This window comes from Neobacillus sp. K501 (assembly GCF_053749995.1).
In genome coordinates this window covers 151,256-167,097 of sequence record NZ_JBSLYA010000006.1, presented here as the reverse complement: position 1 = coordinate 167,097, position 15,842 = coordinate 151,256, and the positions used below count along the sequence as shown (strand labels likewise).

General features: G+C 40.2%; 15 protein-coding genes. 10 read left to right on the top strand and 5 right to left on the bottom strand.

Going from position 1 to position 15,842, the window contains the following annotated elements; all coding sequences use genetic code 11:
* The first annotated feature begins 104 nt into the window (after window positions 1–104).
* Window positions 105–1,547 carry an N-acetylglucosamine-specific PTS transporter subunit IIBC gene (nagE, locus tag ACWM35_RS15165; RefSeq protein ID WP_454819633.1) on the top strand — a complete coding sequence of 481 codons (1,443 nt, stop codon included), beginning with the start codon at window positions 105–107 and terminating at the stop codon, window positions 1,545–1,547.
* 212 nt (window positions 1,548–1,759) lie between these two features.
* Here the strand turns inward: nagE and ACWM35_RS15160 are convergent, their stop codons facing one another.
* Window positions 1,760–2,581: a PRD domain-containing protein gene (locus ACWM35_RS15160; RefSeq protein WP_454819632.1), complete on the bottom strand. Its 822-nt coding sequence runs from the start codon at window positions 2,579–2,581 to the stop codon at window positions 1,760–1,762.
* Between the two features lie 238 nt (window positions 2,582–2,819).
* Between ACWM35_RS15160 and ACWM35_RS15155 the strand changes: the two genes are divergently transcribed.
* Window positions 2,820–3,242, top strand: a complete 423-nt coding sequence (locus tag ACWM35_RS15155; protein ID WP_454819631.1) for a DUF4395 domain-containing protein — start codon at window positions 2,820–2,822, stop codon at window positions 3,240–3,242.
* 45 nt (window positions 3,243–3,287) lie between these two features.
* On the opposite strand, the gene ACWM35_RS15150 is transcribed toward ACWM35_RS15155, so the two are convergent.
* Window positions 3,288–4,478, bottom strand: a complete 1,191-nt coding sequence (locus ACWM35_RS15150; protein ID WP_454819630.1) for an MFS transporter — start codon at window positions 4,476–4,478, stop codon at window positions 3,288–3,290.
* 213 nt (window positions 4,479–4,691) lie between these two features.
* Between ACWM35_RS15150 and ACWM35_RS15145 the strand changes: the two genes are divergently transcribed.
* A complete protein-coding gene (locus ACWM35_RS15145; protein ID WP_454819629.1) occupies window positions 4,692–5,048 on the top strand; it encodes a nitrous oxide-stimulated promoter family protein in 357 nt (118 codons plus the stop codon).
* A 92-nt stretch (window positions 5,049–5,140) separates the two neighbouring features.
* On the top strand, window positions 5,141–5,359 hold the full coding sequence (locus tag ACWM35_RS15140) for a hypothetical protein (protein ID WP_454819628.1): 219 nt from the start codon (window positions 5,141–5,143) through the stop codon (window positions 5,357–5,359).
* A gap of 29 nt (window positions 5,360–5,388) precedes the next feature.
* On the opposite strand, the gene ACWM35_RS15135 is transcribed toward ACWM35_RS15140, so the two are convergent.
* Window positions 5,389–6,453, bottom strand: coding sequence for a potassium channel family protein (locus ACWM35_RS15135; protein WP_454819627.1), 1,065 nt, complete (start codon window positions 6,451–6,453; stop codon window positions 5,389–5,391).
* 206 nt (window positions 6,454–6,659) lie between these two features.
* Here ACWM35_RS15135 and ACWM35_RS15130 point away from each other — a divergent pair, with 206 nt between their 5' ends.
* A complete protein-coding gene (locus ACWM35_RS15130; RefSeq protein ID WP_454819755.1) occupies window positions 6,660–7,163 on the top strand; it encodes a shikimate kinase in 504 nt (167 codons plus the stop codon).
* An 18-nt stretch (window positions 7,164–7,181) separates the two neighbouring features.
* Window positions 7,182–7,946: a type I 3-dehydroquinate dehydratase gene (gene aroD, locus ACWM35_RS15125; protein ID WP_454819626.1), complete on the top strand. Its 765-nt coding sequence runs from the start codon at window positions 7,182–7,184 to the stop codon at window positions 7,944–7,946.
* A 53-nt stretch (window positions 7,947–7,999) separates the two neighbouring features.
* Here aroD and ACWM35_RS15120 read toward each other — a convergent pair whose 3' ends face one another.
* Both ACWM35_RS15120 and ACWM35_RS15115 read right to left on the bottom strand, forming a co-directional pair.
* A complete protein-coding gene (locus tag ACWM35_RS15120; RefSeq protein WP_454819625.1) occupies window positions 8,000–8,929 on the bottom strand; it encodes a response regulator in 930 nt (309 codons plus the stop codon).
* A gap of 5 nt (window positions 8,930–8,934) precedes the next feature.
* Entirely contained in the window at window positions 8,935–10,197 is a 1,263-nt protein-coding gene (locus ACWM35_RS15115; protein ID WP_454819624.1) for an ATP-binding protein, read from the bottom strand.
* A 361-nt stretch (window positions 10,198–10,558) separates the two neighbouring features.
* On the opposite strand from ACWM35_RS15115, the gene ACWM35_RS15110 reads away from it, so the two are divergent.
* The 4 genes from ACWM35_RS15110 (at window position 10,559) to sdhA (ending at window position 15,840) form a co-directional block, all read left to right on the top strand.
* Window positions 10,559–11,872, top strand: a complete 1,314-nt coding sequence (locus ACWM35_RS15110; protein ID WP_454819623.1) for an anaerobic C4-dicarboxylate transporter family protein — start codon at window positions 10,559–10,561, stop codon at window positions 11,870–11,872.
* Between the two features lie 35 nt (window positions 11,873–11,907).
* The gene (gene aspA, locus ACWM35_RS15105; protein ID WP_454819622.1) at window positions 11,908–13,362 is read left to right on the top strand and encodes an aspartate ammonia-lyase; all 1,455 of its coding nucleotides are present in this window, start codon (window positions 11,908–11,910) and stop codon (window positions 13,360–13,362) included.
* A 75-nt stretch (window positions 13,363–13,437) separates the two neighbouring features.
* Window positions 13,438–14,052, top strand: coding sequence for a succinate dehydrogenase cytochrome b558 subunit (locus ACWM35_RS15100; protein WP_454819621.1), 615 nt, complete (start codon window positions 13,438–13,440; stop codon window positions 14,050–14,052).
* 24 nt (window positions 14,053–14,076) lie between these two features.
* Window positions 14,077–15,840: a succinate dehydrogenase flavoprotein subunit gene (gene sdhA / locus ACWM35_RS15095; RefSeq protein WP_454819620.1), complete on the top strand. Its 1,764-nt coding sequence runs from the start codon at window positions 14,077–14,079 to the stop codon at window positions 15,838–15,840.
* Window positions 15,841–15,842: the final 2 nt, after the last annotated feature.

The window sequence follows — 15,842 nt, the reverse complement described above, 5'->3', positions numbered from 1 at the left end:
ACTTAATAGTAAGGATTTGATAATTAAAGGAGGTGATCGTCTTCCAACGGGTGAGAGCAATGGTTATGACAAAGAAAAAATATTATTGATAGGGGGACAAAAAAATGATGAAATATTTGCAAAGACTGGGCCGATCCTTGATGCTGCCAGTTGCCGTATTACCGGCTGCAGCGATTTTGATGGGGATTGGTTATTGGATCGATCCTACTGGATGGGGTGGAGGAAGCCCAGTTGCTGCCTTCTTAATTAAAGCTGGTGGATCAATTATTGATAACATGGCTATTCTTTTTGCGGTTGGGGTAGCGCTGGGAATGTCGAAAGACAAAGATGGGTCAGCGGCTCTGAGTGGATTGGTTGCTTACTTAGTGGTAACAACAGTTCTTTCAACTAACTCTGTTGCCATGCTTCAAGGGATTCCTGCAGAAGAGGTCAATGCTGCATTCGGAAAGATTGGAACACAGTTTATAGGGATTTTATCTGGTATTATTGCTGCCATTATGTATAATCGTTTTAGTCATGTTAAATTGCCAGATGCCCTTTCATTCTTTAGTGGAAAACGTCTTGTTCCAATCATGACATCCGTGGCGATGTTAGTCGTTTCACTTGTATTATTATTTGTATGGCCAGCTGTATTCTCAGGTTTAGTGGCTTTCGGTAAAGCGATTGCAGAAATGGGTGCAATCGGTGCTGGTATTTATGGATTCTTTAACCGCTTATTAATTCCGATTGGATTGCACCATGCGTTAAACTCAGTATTCTGGTTTGATGTTGCTGGAATCAATGATATCGGTAACTTCTGGGCAAGTAAGGGTGAAAAAGGGATTACCGGTATGTATCAAGCTGGATTCTTCCCTGTAATGATGTTCGGTTTACCAGCAGCAGCATTAGCTATGTATCATACAGCAAAATCTTCTAAAAAGAAAACCGTTGCTGCCTTAATGATGGCTGCAGGTGTAGCTTCCTTCTTTACAGGAGTAACAGAGCCACTTGAATTTGCCTTTATGTTTGTTGCACCAGTTTTATATTTAACTCATGCAGTGTTAACAGGTATTTCCTTAGCGATCGCCGCAGCGTTCCAATGGACAGCTGGTTTCGGCTTTAGCGCTGGTTTAGTTGACTTTGTTCTAAGTTTAAAAATTCCAATTGCTAACCAACCTTATATGTTACTTCTTCAAGGCTTAGTATTTGCAGTTATTTACTATTTCTTATTCCGTTTTATTATTACGAAATTTAACTTAATGACTCCTGGCCGGGAGGAAGATGTAGAAGAAGAAGTTGAAGGTGTTACAGGCGGAAACAAATTTGAGGCAATGGCTGCTAAAATCTATGAAGGTTTAGGCGGCGATGCAAACGTAACATCTGTTGATAATTGTGTTACTCGTCTACGTTTAGAGGTTAAAAACATGGACGCAGTAGATCAGAAGAAGATTAAATCTACGGGTGTGCCGGGAATAAATGTTGTTGGGAAAAACAGCATTCAAGTTATTGTCGGAACAAACGTTCAATTTGTTGCAGATGAAATCATGAAAATTCGTAAACAAAAATAAAAAAGCGGAAGCGCCTTGTCCAGGGGCGACAGGCATAAGACGAGCCGGCGAGAAGGTTGTTCTTTAACCTTCTTGACGGATTGGCTTATGACCCGAGCCCCTAGGCGCTGGAGCTGGATTCAGAAAACCTCTCAAGATTATCCACACTAATATTTGTATAAAGTTTTTAAGTAATCAAAAAAATGCCTGGACCAATTTGGTCTAGGCATTTTTTAACGGCTTCTTAAGCGTTCGATATGGATGGTGATGTATCCCAGTTCCTGCTCGGGAAGACGTATTTCATGGTCTCGAGCAACCTTACTGGCAACCTTTTGAGCACAGCTAAAAGCAACAGGGAATTTATTTCTTATCATCATTAACATTTCGTCATCCATAATCGGCATTTCATCATTTGATAACCTATATAAGGCAAAACGGAGATGTGTCATTAATCGTTGATAGGAAAGGTCATCTTCATCATCCAAGGTAATGTTCAGGTGATCTTTGATCGTCTGAATCATTTCTCCAATGATCGCAGTTTGCCGCAACGTTTGCCTCATATTCTCTGCCTGCGGTTTGGCAGTATGAATATGTAGAGCGATATACGCAGCTTCGTCTACCGGCATCTTAATGTTGGATCTTTTTTCGATTAATTTAATGGCCCACATGCCTATATCGAATTCTTGTTTATAAAGGATTTTGATTTCGTTAAAAAGTTTATTTTTAATATGAATGCCATCGTTGGCTCTTTCAATCGCAAAGGATAGGTGATCGGTAAGTCCGATATGTATATGTTCGTTCAATTTTAACCCTAGGTTATCCTCAGCATAGGTGATGATTTCTTCGGAGAGGGCTAAATGTTCTGCAGGAATTTGCTGAAGTAGTTGCTGAAACTTCTCGTTTTCCTTCATCACAAATAGCTTTTCAATTTTTTCAGGATTCACAATATCGTTTTTCCTTTTTTGAAAAGCGATTCCTGCACCAATGGCGATTTTCTCTTCATTGTTATCGGAAACTACAACTGCATTATTATTTAGGATTTTCTTTATTTTCAACTAATCCAGCTCCTTGTTTTTTCCTTAACATGTCGAGATGATATCAAGAGTAAAATGAACTAATTCTAATTTTACCTTATTTCAATCAACAGTTCGACACCTTTCATAAATTCTCCTTTAATCTAGGGAAAAATAGATGTGCTGGTGAAGGAGAAATACGGTTTTAATGTATACAAATTAAATAGGAGCAGGTAAAATGAATTTAACCAATAAATCCAATCTGAAAGGTGGGTTTTTTATGACGAATACAGTAAGATCTATTCCTCGACCGCTTGTTAAAACGAATCAGACAGTCATTGTCCTTTGTGTTCTCTTAACATGGGTATTCGAAGCTGAATGGTTTTTATTAATCCCATTATTAGCAGGAATCTCAGGAATTGTTTTTCGATATAATCCAATTATGAATACGGCCAAACTTTTTCTTAAGAAAAAACCGGAGGAGTATATTCCGGAGGACTGGGAGCAGCAGCAATTTAATCAAATGATCGCTGTTTTTTGTTTAGGGGTCGGTTTTTTGGGCTTTCTCCTTGGCTGGGAGACTCTTGGCTATGTGTTTACCACTCTTGTATGTATCGCGGCGACTGTAGCAATCTGCGGTTTTTGCATCGGATGCTTCATCCACTATCAATGGAAAATGTACAAATATCGGAGAGCGAATTAATTTAAAAAAAGACTGATGTTCAGAATTCTGAACATCAGTCTTTTTTTATGACACGGCTTTTGCTCTAAGTGAGCGCTTCTGCCAGGTAATGGTGATGAATAAGGTTACGAGTAGTAGTACAAATCCGAGCATGAACGGGAAGCTTATTTTTACATCGTAAAGCAATCCGGCTAGTGTTGGTCCAAGGACGTTTCCTATACTCATATAAGCATTGTTCATCCCCATTGCAAATCCTTGCTCCTGACCTGCCAGCTTGGAGATCAGAGTATTTAAAACCGGACGCAGGATCGATGTGGAAAGGAAGATGAAAAGAGAAATTATAAAGAAGAAAGTATAGCTATTTGCGATTAAGGAAAATAAAAATCCGAGTGCGGCAACAGCGATAAAGACATTTAATACCGGAATTTCACCGAAACGTGTAACAATTCGGTCGACTACAAATAGTTGGACAATAACGCTGACAACGCCTGTAGCTGTTACCATTATTGCGATATCTTTGGCTGTCGACTGGAATTGATTATCAAGATAAAGTCCGATGACGGATTCATAGGCAATTAATCCAAAGCTCATGACAAGTGTGATAATAAGCGGGATGAAATAAGCAACTTTGGTTGAACGAGCAATTTTCTTCATCATTGATTCATCATCTACCATGCCCATTTCTTCTGCTGAATGAGCGGGTTTGCTTTCCTTAAGGAGAAAAATCGAGAACACTACGGAAACAAGCGAGACAAGTGCTGAGACTAAGAATGGGAACTTTAACCCAAAGTCAGCCAAAAACCCGCCAATTCCAGGTCCAATCACAATTCCTAACGACATAGCTGCAGAAACTAAACTGTTTCCTCTTGCCCGTTGTTCAAAAGTGGTGATATCGGCAACATAAGCAAAAATAGCTGGTACAAGCATCGCACAGCCGATACCGCCGACAGCGCGGGACAGATAAAGTACCCAGATGCTATTGGATGCGTAAAAGATAAACATCGATAAAGTCAGTCCAGCTAACCCGTAGATAATCATCTTTCTGCGACCGTACTGGTCCGTCCATTTTCCGGCGATTGGTGAGAATAGGAACTGAGCACCTGCAAAGATCGCAATAAACAGTCCGGCTGCTGTTCCACCTTGGTTTATGGACTCTAAATACGCGGGTAAAATGGGGATGATAATCCCGAAACTGCCTATGGCAATGAACATGTTAATCATTAACATGGTTATTTTCTTTTTTTGATCTGCTGTCATCTGCAAACCACCTTTCTTCAAAAGACACCCCTGAATTAAGGGCTAACTTATTTTTCCATGCTTACAATCTTATATAGGGAGACATGTTTTTGTCAAAGAAAATACTTGTAAATTGTTAGAAAGTTGTTAAGACTTATCCCGTTTACCAATGTCATCCCGTGGTATGTTTTATTTAAGAAGTAGATTTCCGTAAATGGAAGGTGGTTTCTAATTATGAGAAGTCAATTAATCCAATTAAACAATGGTCCACATGTTCAAAAGGAGAAAGAGATCGTAACCGAAATGTTTAATCTTTATTGTCATAGGAAACATAAAAGCAACAGTCTTTGCAAAGAGTGTCAGGCTTTAAAAAGCTATGCTTTAACAAGATTATCTCTATGCCGTTTTGGTGAAGAGAAAAGCGCTTGCTCCAATTGCCCCATTCACTGTTATAGGCCTAAGTATCGGGAAGAAATGAAAACCGTTATGCGCTATGCAGGTCCGTGGATGATGGTATACCATCCAATCTATTCTGTGAAGCATTTGTTGAATAAACCAAAAAGCAGCAGAAAGGCTGTTAAAAAGGCCTGATTCCCTCATGTTTGATTATTCAGATAATTCTGTACTAACATTAGTCGATTTTTGGTATTATTTAACTAAGGAATGGACAAGGAGTGATTCGTATGACTGGAACAATAGCTGTAATAATGGTATTTTCGATTCCCATCATTGCGATTTTAACAGGTCATTATCAGAAGCAGTCTAAAATTCGATTCAAAATCGTCCAGCAGGAGTTGGAGCTGGAGAAGTTAAAACATCAAAACTTTTTAATGGAAACAGAAAGAATGAAGCTTGAGCTAGAGAAAATGAAGCTAGATGATCCAAAAGATAAAATTATTTAATCGAAATAAAAAGGTCTAATGGGACCTTTTTATTTTTTCGTTGATTTTTGCTCAGGATTGATTTTTGCCAGCGTCTTTTTATCGCAAATGATAAAAAGCTGTGCATCCTCCGGAATGGGTTCGTCCAGTTTTTGGTTTATTTGAAGGTTACCGCGATCCGCAACGAGTGTTGCTCCTTTATTAAGCAGGTCAACGAAGGCATCGCGATAGGTTTTCCAGTTTGTCTGCTTTGGTATTTCATACATGGCTTCTTCGTATTGCGTGCTCATCAGTTCAGAATACATATTGGTCACCCCATGAGAAAAAAGGGAGCGGACAGCAGCGTGGGAAATCATCTCTTGTGTCGGAATAAATTCATCTACCTTTACCCGTTGGAATAAGCGAATATGCTTTTGATAGACCACTTCTGCCGTAACATGAATCGGTGCGTTGATTTTTTCTTCAATTGATGTGATTGCAGCGGCGATCAATAAAGTTTTTCCATCAACCAAGAGCGGATCTTTAGTGGCGAAGTTGTCTTGGGTTATTTGATCAGCAAATATAATCACGCCTTTTGCTTCTGGTAAATTAGCCTGGTAGAGCGTTTCTTCATCGGTAGCATCGCCGCGGATATAGTAAAGCTGCTTCTCTACCATTGGGGCTTTCTCTAAATCATCAACAATGACAATATCAATGGTTGTATCAGATTTTAATATCTCTTTAATCGCTAATTGTGATTTATCACTCCAGCCAATGATAATGATATGATTTTTGCCTGTGTATTTCATTTTTCCACCAACTTTTAATTTGTCGAGCAAATAAACGGATTTAATGACTTTACCAATAAATACGCTGATCAGCCCGATTCCAGTGATGTAAAGAACAATTGTAAAGGCTTGACCTAGCTGGGTTTGGGGGGCATAATCACCAAAGCCAACTGTAGCCAGTGTCGTCAGTACCCAGTAAATAGCGGTGAGATAGGTTTTAAAGGTTTGCGGTTCAAGATATAAAGCGATATAGGCCGCAAATAATATGTAAAGAATCGCAATCGGAAAGAAGATCCGATCCCGAAGCTTAACTAAATAATAAACAATTTTTTTAAAATACATCCCCATCAGTATCCATCCTAGCTGTAAGTCATCGAATAAAGTGAAACTACAAACTTATATTTCCATTTGCAGTAAGAAATTAACCATTATGAATTATTTGGTTTTATTTCATCGGAAAGCTTATAATGGTAACAAAATAAATTGCCCGTGGGGGATGGAATACATTGTCGAACACATCATTAAGAGAAAAAAATATTGTATTTATCGGTTTTATGGGTGCGGGAAAGACCACGGTAGGGAAACTTGTAGCGAAAAAGCTCTATCGAGATTTTATTGATATCGATGAAGAAATCGAAAAGGAATATAAGATGCCAGTTTCACAGATCTTTGCTGAAATTGGGGAGAAGGCATTTCGAGAAAGAGAGAAGAATATGATCACCAGCCTTTGTGATCAAAAGCTAAAGATAATTTCAGTTGGCGGAGGAGCATTCCTACAAGAAGAAATCAGAAATTTCTGCTTATCTTCCTGTATTGTTTTTTATCTAGATATCACATGGGATGCTTGGAAGAACCGGTTAAGTTCTATTATTGACACGCGTCCTGTATTGCAAGGAAAGACAATGGCTGAAATAGAGGAGTTATTTTATAAGAGAAAGGAAATTTACTCGAATAACTACCACTCAAAAATTGAAATTGATGGGCAGGATATGGAAGAACTAGCTGAGAGCATCGTGGAAACGCTGAAATTATCATGGGAGCTGCATGAAACGAAATAAGTTTGGGCGGGGGAGAAGATGAAAAAGACGGTAACGGTTAGGGGAGTTACGCTAGGCGAGGGAGCACCGAAGATTTGTGTTCCGATCGTAGGAGAAACGTTAATCCATTTAAAAGAAGAAGCGGCATTATTAAAAACAGTCGACTTGGACCTAGTAGAGTGGCGTGTTGATTTTTTTCATCATGTGGAAGATATCGAGAAGGTAAAAGTGGCGCTGACTGAAATTCGTACGGTTCTACCTGAGACACCGCTTATCTTTACTTTCCGCAGTTTGAGGGAAGGTGGAGAGAAAGAAATCAGCCCAGCCTATTATTTTGAGTTAAATAGAGCCGTTGCTGAAACAGGCCATGTGGATATCATGGATGTGGAGTTATTTAACGAAGAGGCAGAGGTCAAATCACTAATTTCTGCGGCACATAGGAATAATGTGTACACCATCATTTCGAATCATGATTTTGACAGGACGCCCGAAAAAGCTGAAATCATCTCACGCTTACGAAAAGCGCAGGACCTGGGTGCGGATCTGCCAAAGATCGCCGTTATGCCAAGGAATGTTGCAGACGTACTAACGTTGTTGGATGCAACCAATGAGATGAACGAGCAGTATGCGGACAGACCAATCATTACGATGTCAATGGCTGGAAAGGGAGTAATCAGCCGAATCGCTGGTGAGGTATTTGGTTCGTGCCTTACATTTGCAGCCGCCAAAAAAGCATCTGCTCCTGGTCAGGTACCAGTCAATGAACTAAGAAAAATACTATCACTCATCCATTCTAATTTATAAAAAGCACAGAGGCCTGCCACATTGGACAGGTCTTTGGTTTTTAGTGGTGCCTGTCACCGAGGGTGGTGTTCCCTAGCCTCCATATACAGCGCTTGGATGAATTTCTTGATGTTGATACGGGTGTTGCAGTTTTCTTCGTGCCCTTTTTTTCCTTCTAGTTCTAGCATTTTCATTCGGACTTGGCTGTAGTCGAAGAAACTGGATGCGTAGTTTTCGAATTTTGGATTGGTGTAGTCAGTTAGTCCAAGTGAGGCGATGTGTTCGAGTGCTTGATGGATGGCACGGCGAATTCTTTGCTCACAGGCTTTTATTTCCTTTTTTATCTCAGTTGCTGAAGCAGTGGGACCGAGACGTTTTATGATTGCCAATTCATATAAATCCTTTAATGACGGGGTTTCGCGAACTCCGTTTTCTTCTAATTTTTCTAAAACAGCTAATATATCGAGCAAATCCTTGTTGCCGCTTTCACCGATTAAGCCAAGTTCTAAAAGGATATTCTTTCCCGAAGTCACAATGGGATTCTGCTTTTTTCCAAGCGGCTTTTTCGATTCAGGCTTTTGGGTGTGATCTCTTAAGAAACTTAATGACTTTTGAATATCATTCAGGGACTTCTCCAGCCTGAGATGGTCCGAAACTTTTTTCAAGATATTCACAACCTCAAGGCGGTTGATTGGTTTCGTGATATAGTGATCAACTCCAAGTTGGTAAGCTTCACCAATCATATCTTTGGTTTCAACTTGTGAAACCATAATGATTTTCCCTTGGAAAAAGGGAGCAATTTCCCGAACGGTTTCAATGCCATCACGGTTTGGCATTAATAAATCAATTATCAGAATATCGATGTTTTGCTTAGCAAGAATATCAGCATAAACCTCTGAACCATCTTCTGCCTCACCAGCTACTGTTCCCAGCCCTTCTTCTTCAATAATATTCGAAAGCATCGCTCTAATTGTAGCCGAATCATCAACTATAAAGTATTTCAAAGCTATCAGCCTCTTTCTGTTAAGCTTGCCACCGGCAGCATAATTCCAAAGGTGGTGTTTGCTGGTGTATCCACCAGGTTAATTTCTCCACCGATATTTTCAATCACGTTCTTAATATGAGATAAGCCAATACCGTTGGAAGCGATACCTGTATCATCAAATTTGGTTGTAAAACCAGGTTCAAAAATAAAGGGTTTATTCTTATCAGAGATCCCCGCCCCAGTATCACTCACAGTTATTTCAAATACCTTATCCAGCTTTCGAACATTTAGGAAAATTCTCCCCTGCTCATGGATTGCTTCAACTGAATTGGCGACTAGGTTATTAATGAGGGAAAAGAGAATAAAAGAACGGTATTGAGAATGTTCCCCTGAAATATTGGCCTTATATTCAATGGATTTGCCCAGCATTTCCCCGTAGCATTTATTCGCTGAGATAATAACCGAGATAATTTCTTCGATGTTCATATAATCATTCCAGTTTTCCTTGACCATTAACTTGGATAGACCGGCATATATACGCTGATGATCCTTTTTTATTTCGTGCATTTGCCCGGCTATTTTGAGGGCCGTTTGTGCCTCTTGATTATTTTGCAGTGCCTTCAAATCCCGATATAAGCCATAGCAGGCGCTGGTTAACTCTTCGGCATTCTTTGCCGATTTCCTCACTTGAATCATTTCAACATATAAATTTGAGATTAATAGCAAGATCTCCTCATTTCTTTTCCGCTGTTGGTCTTCAGCAATCTTTGTTTCACGGAGAATGAGTATATTGAAAAAACCAAGAACAAAGAAGCTTCGGAAAACAGCAATCCCCCCAATCACCAGAAAAGTGGTAAAGGTAATCGGCATATGAGAATAAAAGGTTCTAACCGTAATTTCTACCATACTGGCAATGATCTCAATCACGACTCCTAGTAAACCGATGAAAAATGGACTTTCATGAAGGGTGTTAATTTTAAAAAATAAAAATAGCGATGCGTAAACTAAATAATAGAAGAAAACAGGAAAGTTCAACGAGAAAGAATCAATAAGCTGAAAGGGTTCTGCTTGAAAACTCTGAATAAAAATTCTAAAGCTAACGACAGCCATTCCAGCTAGTAATCCGGCCATAATTGGGTGGATTTTTCGTGACCATAATAAGATAAAGAAAAATAATGGAGTACCTAAACTGACTCGTAGGTCTCCGTCTATCGGGTAAAACTTTAACTCTCCAGCAATTGGTACAGCGAATATCATAAATAAGTAGGCAATCAGTTTCTCTCGCACAGAATCACTTCCTATAATAACTGTCACTATCATCGTATAGCATAAGAGTAATCATGTTATTCAGTAAAAATGACAAATTTATTAAGTTTCATAACAGTTGTGTTGGTTTTTGTAGTTTTTAGTAGTCTAGAAGATATGCTCTATGTGAACAGGAGAAGCAGATAAGAGATTGTTAGATCCGGTTCGATTTGGCCATTTTATATTTTTTATAGGACAGGAAAATGAAGTGCACGTCACAAAACACCGGAGGATTTGTGAAAATGTTCACAAGAAATTTCTTGAAGGCGGGTGAAGAAATCTAAGTTTTGAAGGCTTAAGGTTTCATAAAATTATTTTTATTACCGTTTGGAGGTAATCAATCATGTTCTGGATTCAATTTTTAATTATTCTAGCATGTATTTTCATTGGTGCTCGTTTAGGCGGGGTAGGCCTTGGAGTAATGGGTGGAGTCGGTTTAGCGATTCTCGTTTTCGTTTTCAAACTGCCGCCAACATCGGCACCAATCGATGTCATGCTGATGATCTTAGCTGTTGTAACCGCAGCAGGAGCCCTGCAGGCATCTGGCGGGATGGAGTATCTTGTCTATCTTGCTGAAAAAGCGTTAAGGAAAAATCCAAAGTGGATTACATTTATTGCACCGATTGTTACGTATGTATTCACATTTTGTGCAGGAACTGGCCACGTAGCTTATTCCGTTTTACCAGTTATTGCGGAAGTATCTCGTGAATCTGGCATCAGACCAGAAAGACCGATGTCAATTGCTGTTATTGCCTCCCAACAGGCGATTACAGCCAGCCCAATTTCAGCCGCAACCGTTGCCTTACTTGCCTTATTAACAGATTTCAAGATTAGTTTACTAGATATTCTTATGATCTGTATTCCGTCTACTTTTATTGCTTGTATGATTGCAGCATTTGTATCTAGCAAAATGGGTAAAGAGCTTAATAATGACCCTGAATACTTAAAGCGTTTGGAAGCAGGATTAGCTCCAATTAGAAAAGATAAAAAGGAATATGTTGCAACAAAGGGTTCAAAGCTTTCCGTTATCTTTTTCTTATTAGCTGCTGTTCTTGTTGTTCTATTAGGTTCATTTGAAGAATTACGTCCTGGTTGGGAAGTTGAAGGCGTATTTACACGAATGACGATGCCGGCATCGATTGAAATTGTCATGCTGACCATCGCAGCGTTAATCATTATTTTCTGTAAGCCAAATGTCGAAGAGATTGTCTCTGGCAGTGTTTTCAAGGCAGGAGCTGCCGCTGTTGTAGCCATCTTTGGTATCGCATGGATGGGAGATACGTTCTTCCAAGGAAACATGGCATTAATCTCTGGATCCATTTCTGATTTAGTTACAGCAGCACCTTGGTTATTTGCAGTTGCCTTATTCGCCTTATCCATCCTGCTTTATAGCCAGGCAGCAACTGTTCGTACATTAATGCCTCTTGGTGTAACACTTGGAATCAACCCAGCTTTACTTATTGCCATGTTCCCAGCGGTGAACGGATATTTCTTCATTCCGAACTATCCAACCGTAGTAGCAGCCATTAACTTTGACCGCACCGGAACCACTAAAATTGGTAAATATATATTAAATCACAGCTTCATGGTGCCAGGATTAATCGCAACAGTCGGTGCCGTAGCAATTGGTATTTTACTAAGTACTATTATTCTGTAATTTTTTAAACAAAAATGAATTTGGAGATGACGAGAATGAGTTGTTCAGAAGATTTCCGTATTGAAAAAGACTTCCTTGGCGAAAAACAGGTTCCGATTGACGCGTATTACGGTGTACAAACGATGCGTGCAGTCGAAAACTTTCCAATCACAGGATATCGAATTGATGAAGCATTAATAAAGGCGATGGCAATGGTTAAAAAAGCATCAGCATTTGCCAATGCAGAAATCGGTCAATTAGATAAGAATGTGTCCCGTGCCATTATGGCAGCTGCTGACGAAGTTCTAGAGGGAAAGCTGCATAACCAGTTTATCGTTGATCCGATTCAAGGGGGAGCAGGGACTTCAATCAACATGAACACAAATGAAGTCCTTGCGAACCGTGCCCTTGAGATGATTGGGGAGCAAAAAGGTAATTATAAAGTAATCAGCCCTAACACCCATGTCAATATGGCACAATCAACAAATGACGCTTTTCCAACAGCCATCCATTTGTCCACGTTAATGACATTGGAACAATTAATTAAGGTCATGGAAGACCTGCATCACGAATTTATGAAAAAGGCAAATGAGTTTGATGGCATTATCAAAATGGGAAGAACCCATTTACAGGATGCTGTGCCAATTCTGCTTAGTCAGGAATTCGAAGCATATGCTCGTGTTTTAAGAAGAGACATTAAGCGCATCAAGGCTACCCGCGAAAATCTTTACGAAGTCAATATGGGAGCAACAGCAGTTGGAACAGGCTTGAATGCTGAACCTGAATATATTGAAAAAACGGTTGCGTATTTAGCTGAGTTAACGGGTTATCCAATCAAAGGCTCCGAGGATTTAGTGGATGGAACGCAGAATACCGATGCGTATATAGAAGTTTCAGCGGCACTAAAAATTTGCATGCTGAATATGTCAAAAATTGCAAATGACTTACGGATGATGACCTCTGGTCCGCGCTGTGGATTAGGAGAAATCAATCTTCCAGCCCGTCAACCAGGATCTTCAATTATGCCAGGGAAGGTAAATCCAGTCATGGCTGAGGTCTTGAATCAAAGTGCTTTCCAGGTGGTCGGTAATGATTTAACGATCAGTATGGCATCAGAAGCCGGTCAATTTGAATTGAATGTCATGGAGCCGGTCATCGTTTTCAATCTATTACAATCTATCAAGATTATGAAGAATGTCTTTACCGTGTTCCGCGAGCATTGTTTAAGCGGAATTACCGCAAATCAAGAAAGAATGGAAGCTTATGTGAATAATAGTGTCGGAGTGATCACGGCGATTAATCCACACGTTGGCTATGAAACTGCAGCAAGCATTGCAAGAGAAGCAATTGTTTCAAACCGACCTGTTAGGGAAATTGTCCTTGAAAGAGGCGTGCTAACTGAAGGTGAGTTAGATACCATTTTACATCCATTTGAAATGACCAACCCTGGGATAGCAGGGAAAGAATTACTTATGAAAAAACGTCTTGAGAAAGAATTAGCATTAGTATAGTAAATGGATTGGGGCGCCTAGCTTCAGGGCTTGGCGCTCTGTTTTTTACAATGCATCATTAGGAGGTTTTACATTATGGAGCGTGGAAATCATCAGCATTTTCTCCGGAAGCTGCATTCCTTGTCGGGAATCATTCCTGTCGGCGTGTTTATGACTGTTCATTTATTCGTTAACTATACCGCGACATGGGGAGTCGATTCCTACAACAAAGCGGCTGGTTTTATGGTGAATTTGCCGTTTAAATATTTTTTAGAGCTATTTGTTATTTTTATCCCGTTATTATTTCATGCGGTTTACGGAGTCTTTATTGCTCGCCAAGCGAAGAACAATGTGAAAAGGTATGGGTTTTTCCGAAATTGGAAGTTCTTTTTACAAAGAATGACGGGTGTTATCGCGCTCGTTTTCATTATCTGGCATGTATGGGAAACGAAGGTACAAGTAGAGTTTAAGGATGTTCATGCAGATTACAACTTGATGGCAAATATCGTCGATAACGGCATTTCGCTATCACTCTATATTATTGGAATTCTCTCTTGTATTTATCACTTTGTAAACGGTATTTGGACCTTCCTGATTACATGGGGAATTACCGTCTCACCAAAGTCGCAGAAAGTAACTCAATACATTTCGTACGGATTGTTTATCGGATTAGCCTACATTGGTATTCGCGCAATCCTGGCATTTGCTTAGAGGCTAGATAGGGAGGACAGACAAATGAGCAAAGGTAATATTGTGATTGTCGGCGGCGGTTTGGCAGGGTTGATGGCCGCTATTAAAATAGCAGAAGAAGGAACGAAAGTCGATTTGTTCTCCGTAGTTCCTGTTAAACGCTCGCACTCTGTTTGTGCCCAAGGCGGCATTAATGGAGCGGTGAATACAAAAGGGGAGAATGATTCTCCTTGGGAGCATTTTGATGATTCTGTTTACGGTGGTGACTTCTTAGCCAACCAGCCAGCAGTAAAAGCGATGTGTGAGGCAGCACCGAAAATCATCCATATGTTTGACCGGATGGGGGTTATGTTTAACCGTACACCTGAAGGTTTGCTAGATTTCCGCCGCTTTGGGGGAACACAGCACCATCGGACTGCATTTGCCGGGGCAACAACCGGTCAGCAGCTCCTCTATGCATTAGATGAACAGGTGCGAAGCTTTGAAGTTCAAGGTTTAGTAACAAAATATGAAGGCTGGGAATTTGTATCAGCGATCCTTGATGATGAAGGCGTATGCCGCGGAATTACCGCACAGAATTTACGCTCAATGGAAATAAAAGCTTTTTCGGCTGATGCTGTAATTATGGCAAGCGGCGGACTAGGAATGATTTTTGGAAAGTCAACAAATTCAACTATCAATACAGGCTATGCGGCGGCAAGACTTTATCAGCAAGGTGCCCTGTATGCGAACGGTGAGTTCATTCAAATCCACCCAACGGCAATCCCAGGCGATGATAAAAACCGCCTGATGAGTGAATCAGCTCGTGGTGAAGGCGGCCGGGTTTGGACCTATAAAGATGGGAAACCATGGTACTTTTTAGAGGAAAAATATCCTGCCTATGGCAACCTTGTTCCGCGTGATATTGCAACCCGCGAGATCTTTGATGTCTGTGTGAATCAGAAGCTGGGGATTGATGGTGAAAATAAAGTTTACCTTGATCTCTCTCATATTGATGCAAAGCAGCTCGATATCAAGCTTGGCGGGATTATGGAAATCTATGAAAAATTCATGGGTGATGACCCACGCAAGGTACCGATGAAAATTTTCCCTGGTGTCCACTATTCGATGGGTGGCTTATGGGTCGATTATGATCAAAAAACAAATATTCCTGGATTATTTGCTGCAGGTGAATGTGATTATTCGCAGCATGGTGCCAACCGCCTCGGAGCAAACTCGCTATTGTCAGCGGTATACGGCGGAATGGTTGCAGGACCGAAAGCACTTGAGTATCTGAAGGGAATGGAAAAGTCGACTGATCAGATTTCAAGTTCCGTTTTTGATAGACAAGTTAGTGAAGACCTTGGAAAATACGATTCGATTTTAACTATGAATGGAACGGAGAATGCCTATAAGCTGCATAAGGAGCTAGGCGAGTTAATGACGGCAAATGTTACCGTTGTCCGTGAAAACAAAAAGTTAAAATACACGTACGAAAAGCTTCAGGAATTTTCTGAGCGCTATAAGCGGATTAATATTGAGGATACGGCAAAATGGAGCAATTCCAGTGCTTCGTTTGTCCGCCAGCTGGAAGGAATGATTAATCTCGCACATGTGATTACCCTTGGAGCTTTTAACCGTAACGAAAGCCGCGGGGCTCATTATAAGCCGGAATTCGCTGATCGTAATGACGAGGATTGGTTAAAAACAACGATGGCAAGATATAATCCAGCAGCAAATCTTCCTGAGTTATATTACGAGGAAGTAGATATTTCCTTAATCAAGCCGCGTAAGCGTGATTATACAAAAGCGAAGAAAGGAGCCAAATAATC

Excerpts from the sequence above, each read along its gene's own strand:
- nagE (WP_454819633.1), top strand. The coding sequence starts at position 105 with ATGATGAAATATTTGCAAAGACTGGGCCGATCCTTGATGCTGCCAGTT.
- ACWM35_RS15155 (WP_454819631.1), top strand. The coding sequence starts at position 2,820 with ATGACGAATACAGTAAGATCTATTCCTCGACCGCTTGTTAAAACGAAT.
- ACWM35_RS15150 (WP_454819630.1), bottom strand. The coding sequence starts at position 4,478 with ATGACAGCAGATCAAAAAAAGAAAATAACCATGTTAATGATTAACATG.
- ACWM35_RS15145 (WP_454819629.1), top strand. The coding sequence starts at position 4,692 with ATGAGAAGTCAATTAATCCAATTAAACAATGGTCCACATGTTCAAAAG.
- ACWM35_RS15140 (WP_454819628.1), top strand. The coding sequence starts at position 5,141 with ATGACTGGAACAATAGCTGTAATAATGGTATTTTCGATTCCCATCATT.
- ACWM35_RS15135 (WP_454819627.1), bottom strand. The coding sequence starts at position 6,453 with ATGGGGATGTATTTTAAAAAAATTGTTTATTATTTAGTTAAGCTTCGG.
- ACWM35_RS15130 (WP_454819755.1), top strand. The coding sequence starts at position 6,660 with ATGGGTGCGGGAAAGACCACGGTAGGGAAACTTGTAGCGAAAAAGCTC.
- aroD (WP_454819626.1), top strand. The coding sequence starts at position 7,182 with ATGAAAAAGACGGTAACGGTTAGGGGAGTTACGCTAGGCGAGGGAGCA.
- ACWM35_RS15110 (WP_454819623.1), top strand. The coding sequence starts at position 10,559 with ATGTTCTGGATTCAATTTTTAATTATTCTAGCATGTATTTTCATTGGT.
- aspA (WP_454819622.1), top strand. The coding sequence starts at position 11,908 with ATGAGTTGTTCAGAAGATTTCCGTATTGAAAAAGACTTCCTTGGCGAA.
- ACWM35_RS15100 (WP_454819621.1), top strand. The coding sequence starts at position 13,438 with ATGGAGCGTGGAAATCATCAGCATTTTCTCCGGAAGCTGCATTCCTTG.
- sdhA (WP_454819620.1), top strand. The coding sequence starts at position 14,077 with ATGAGCAAAGGTAATATTGTGATTGTCGGCGGCGGTTTGGCAGGGTTG.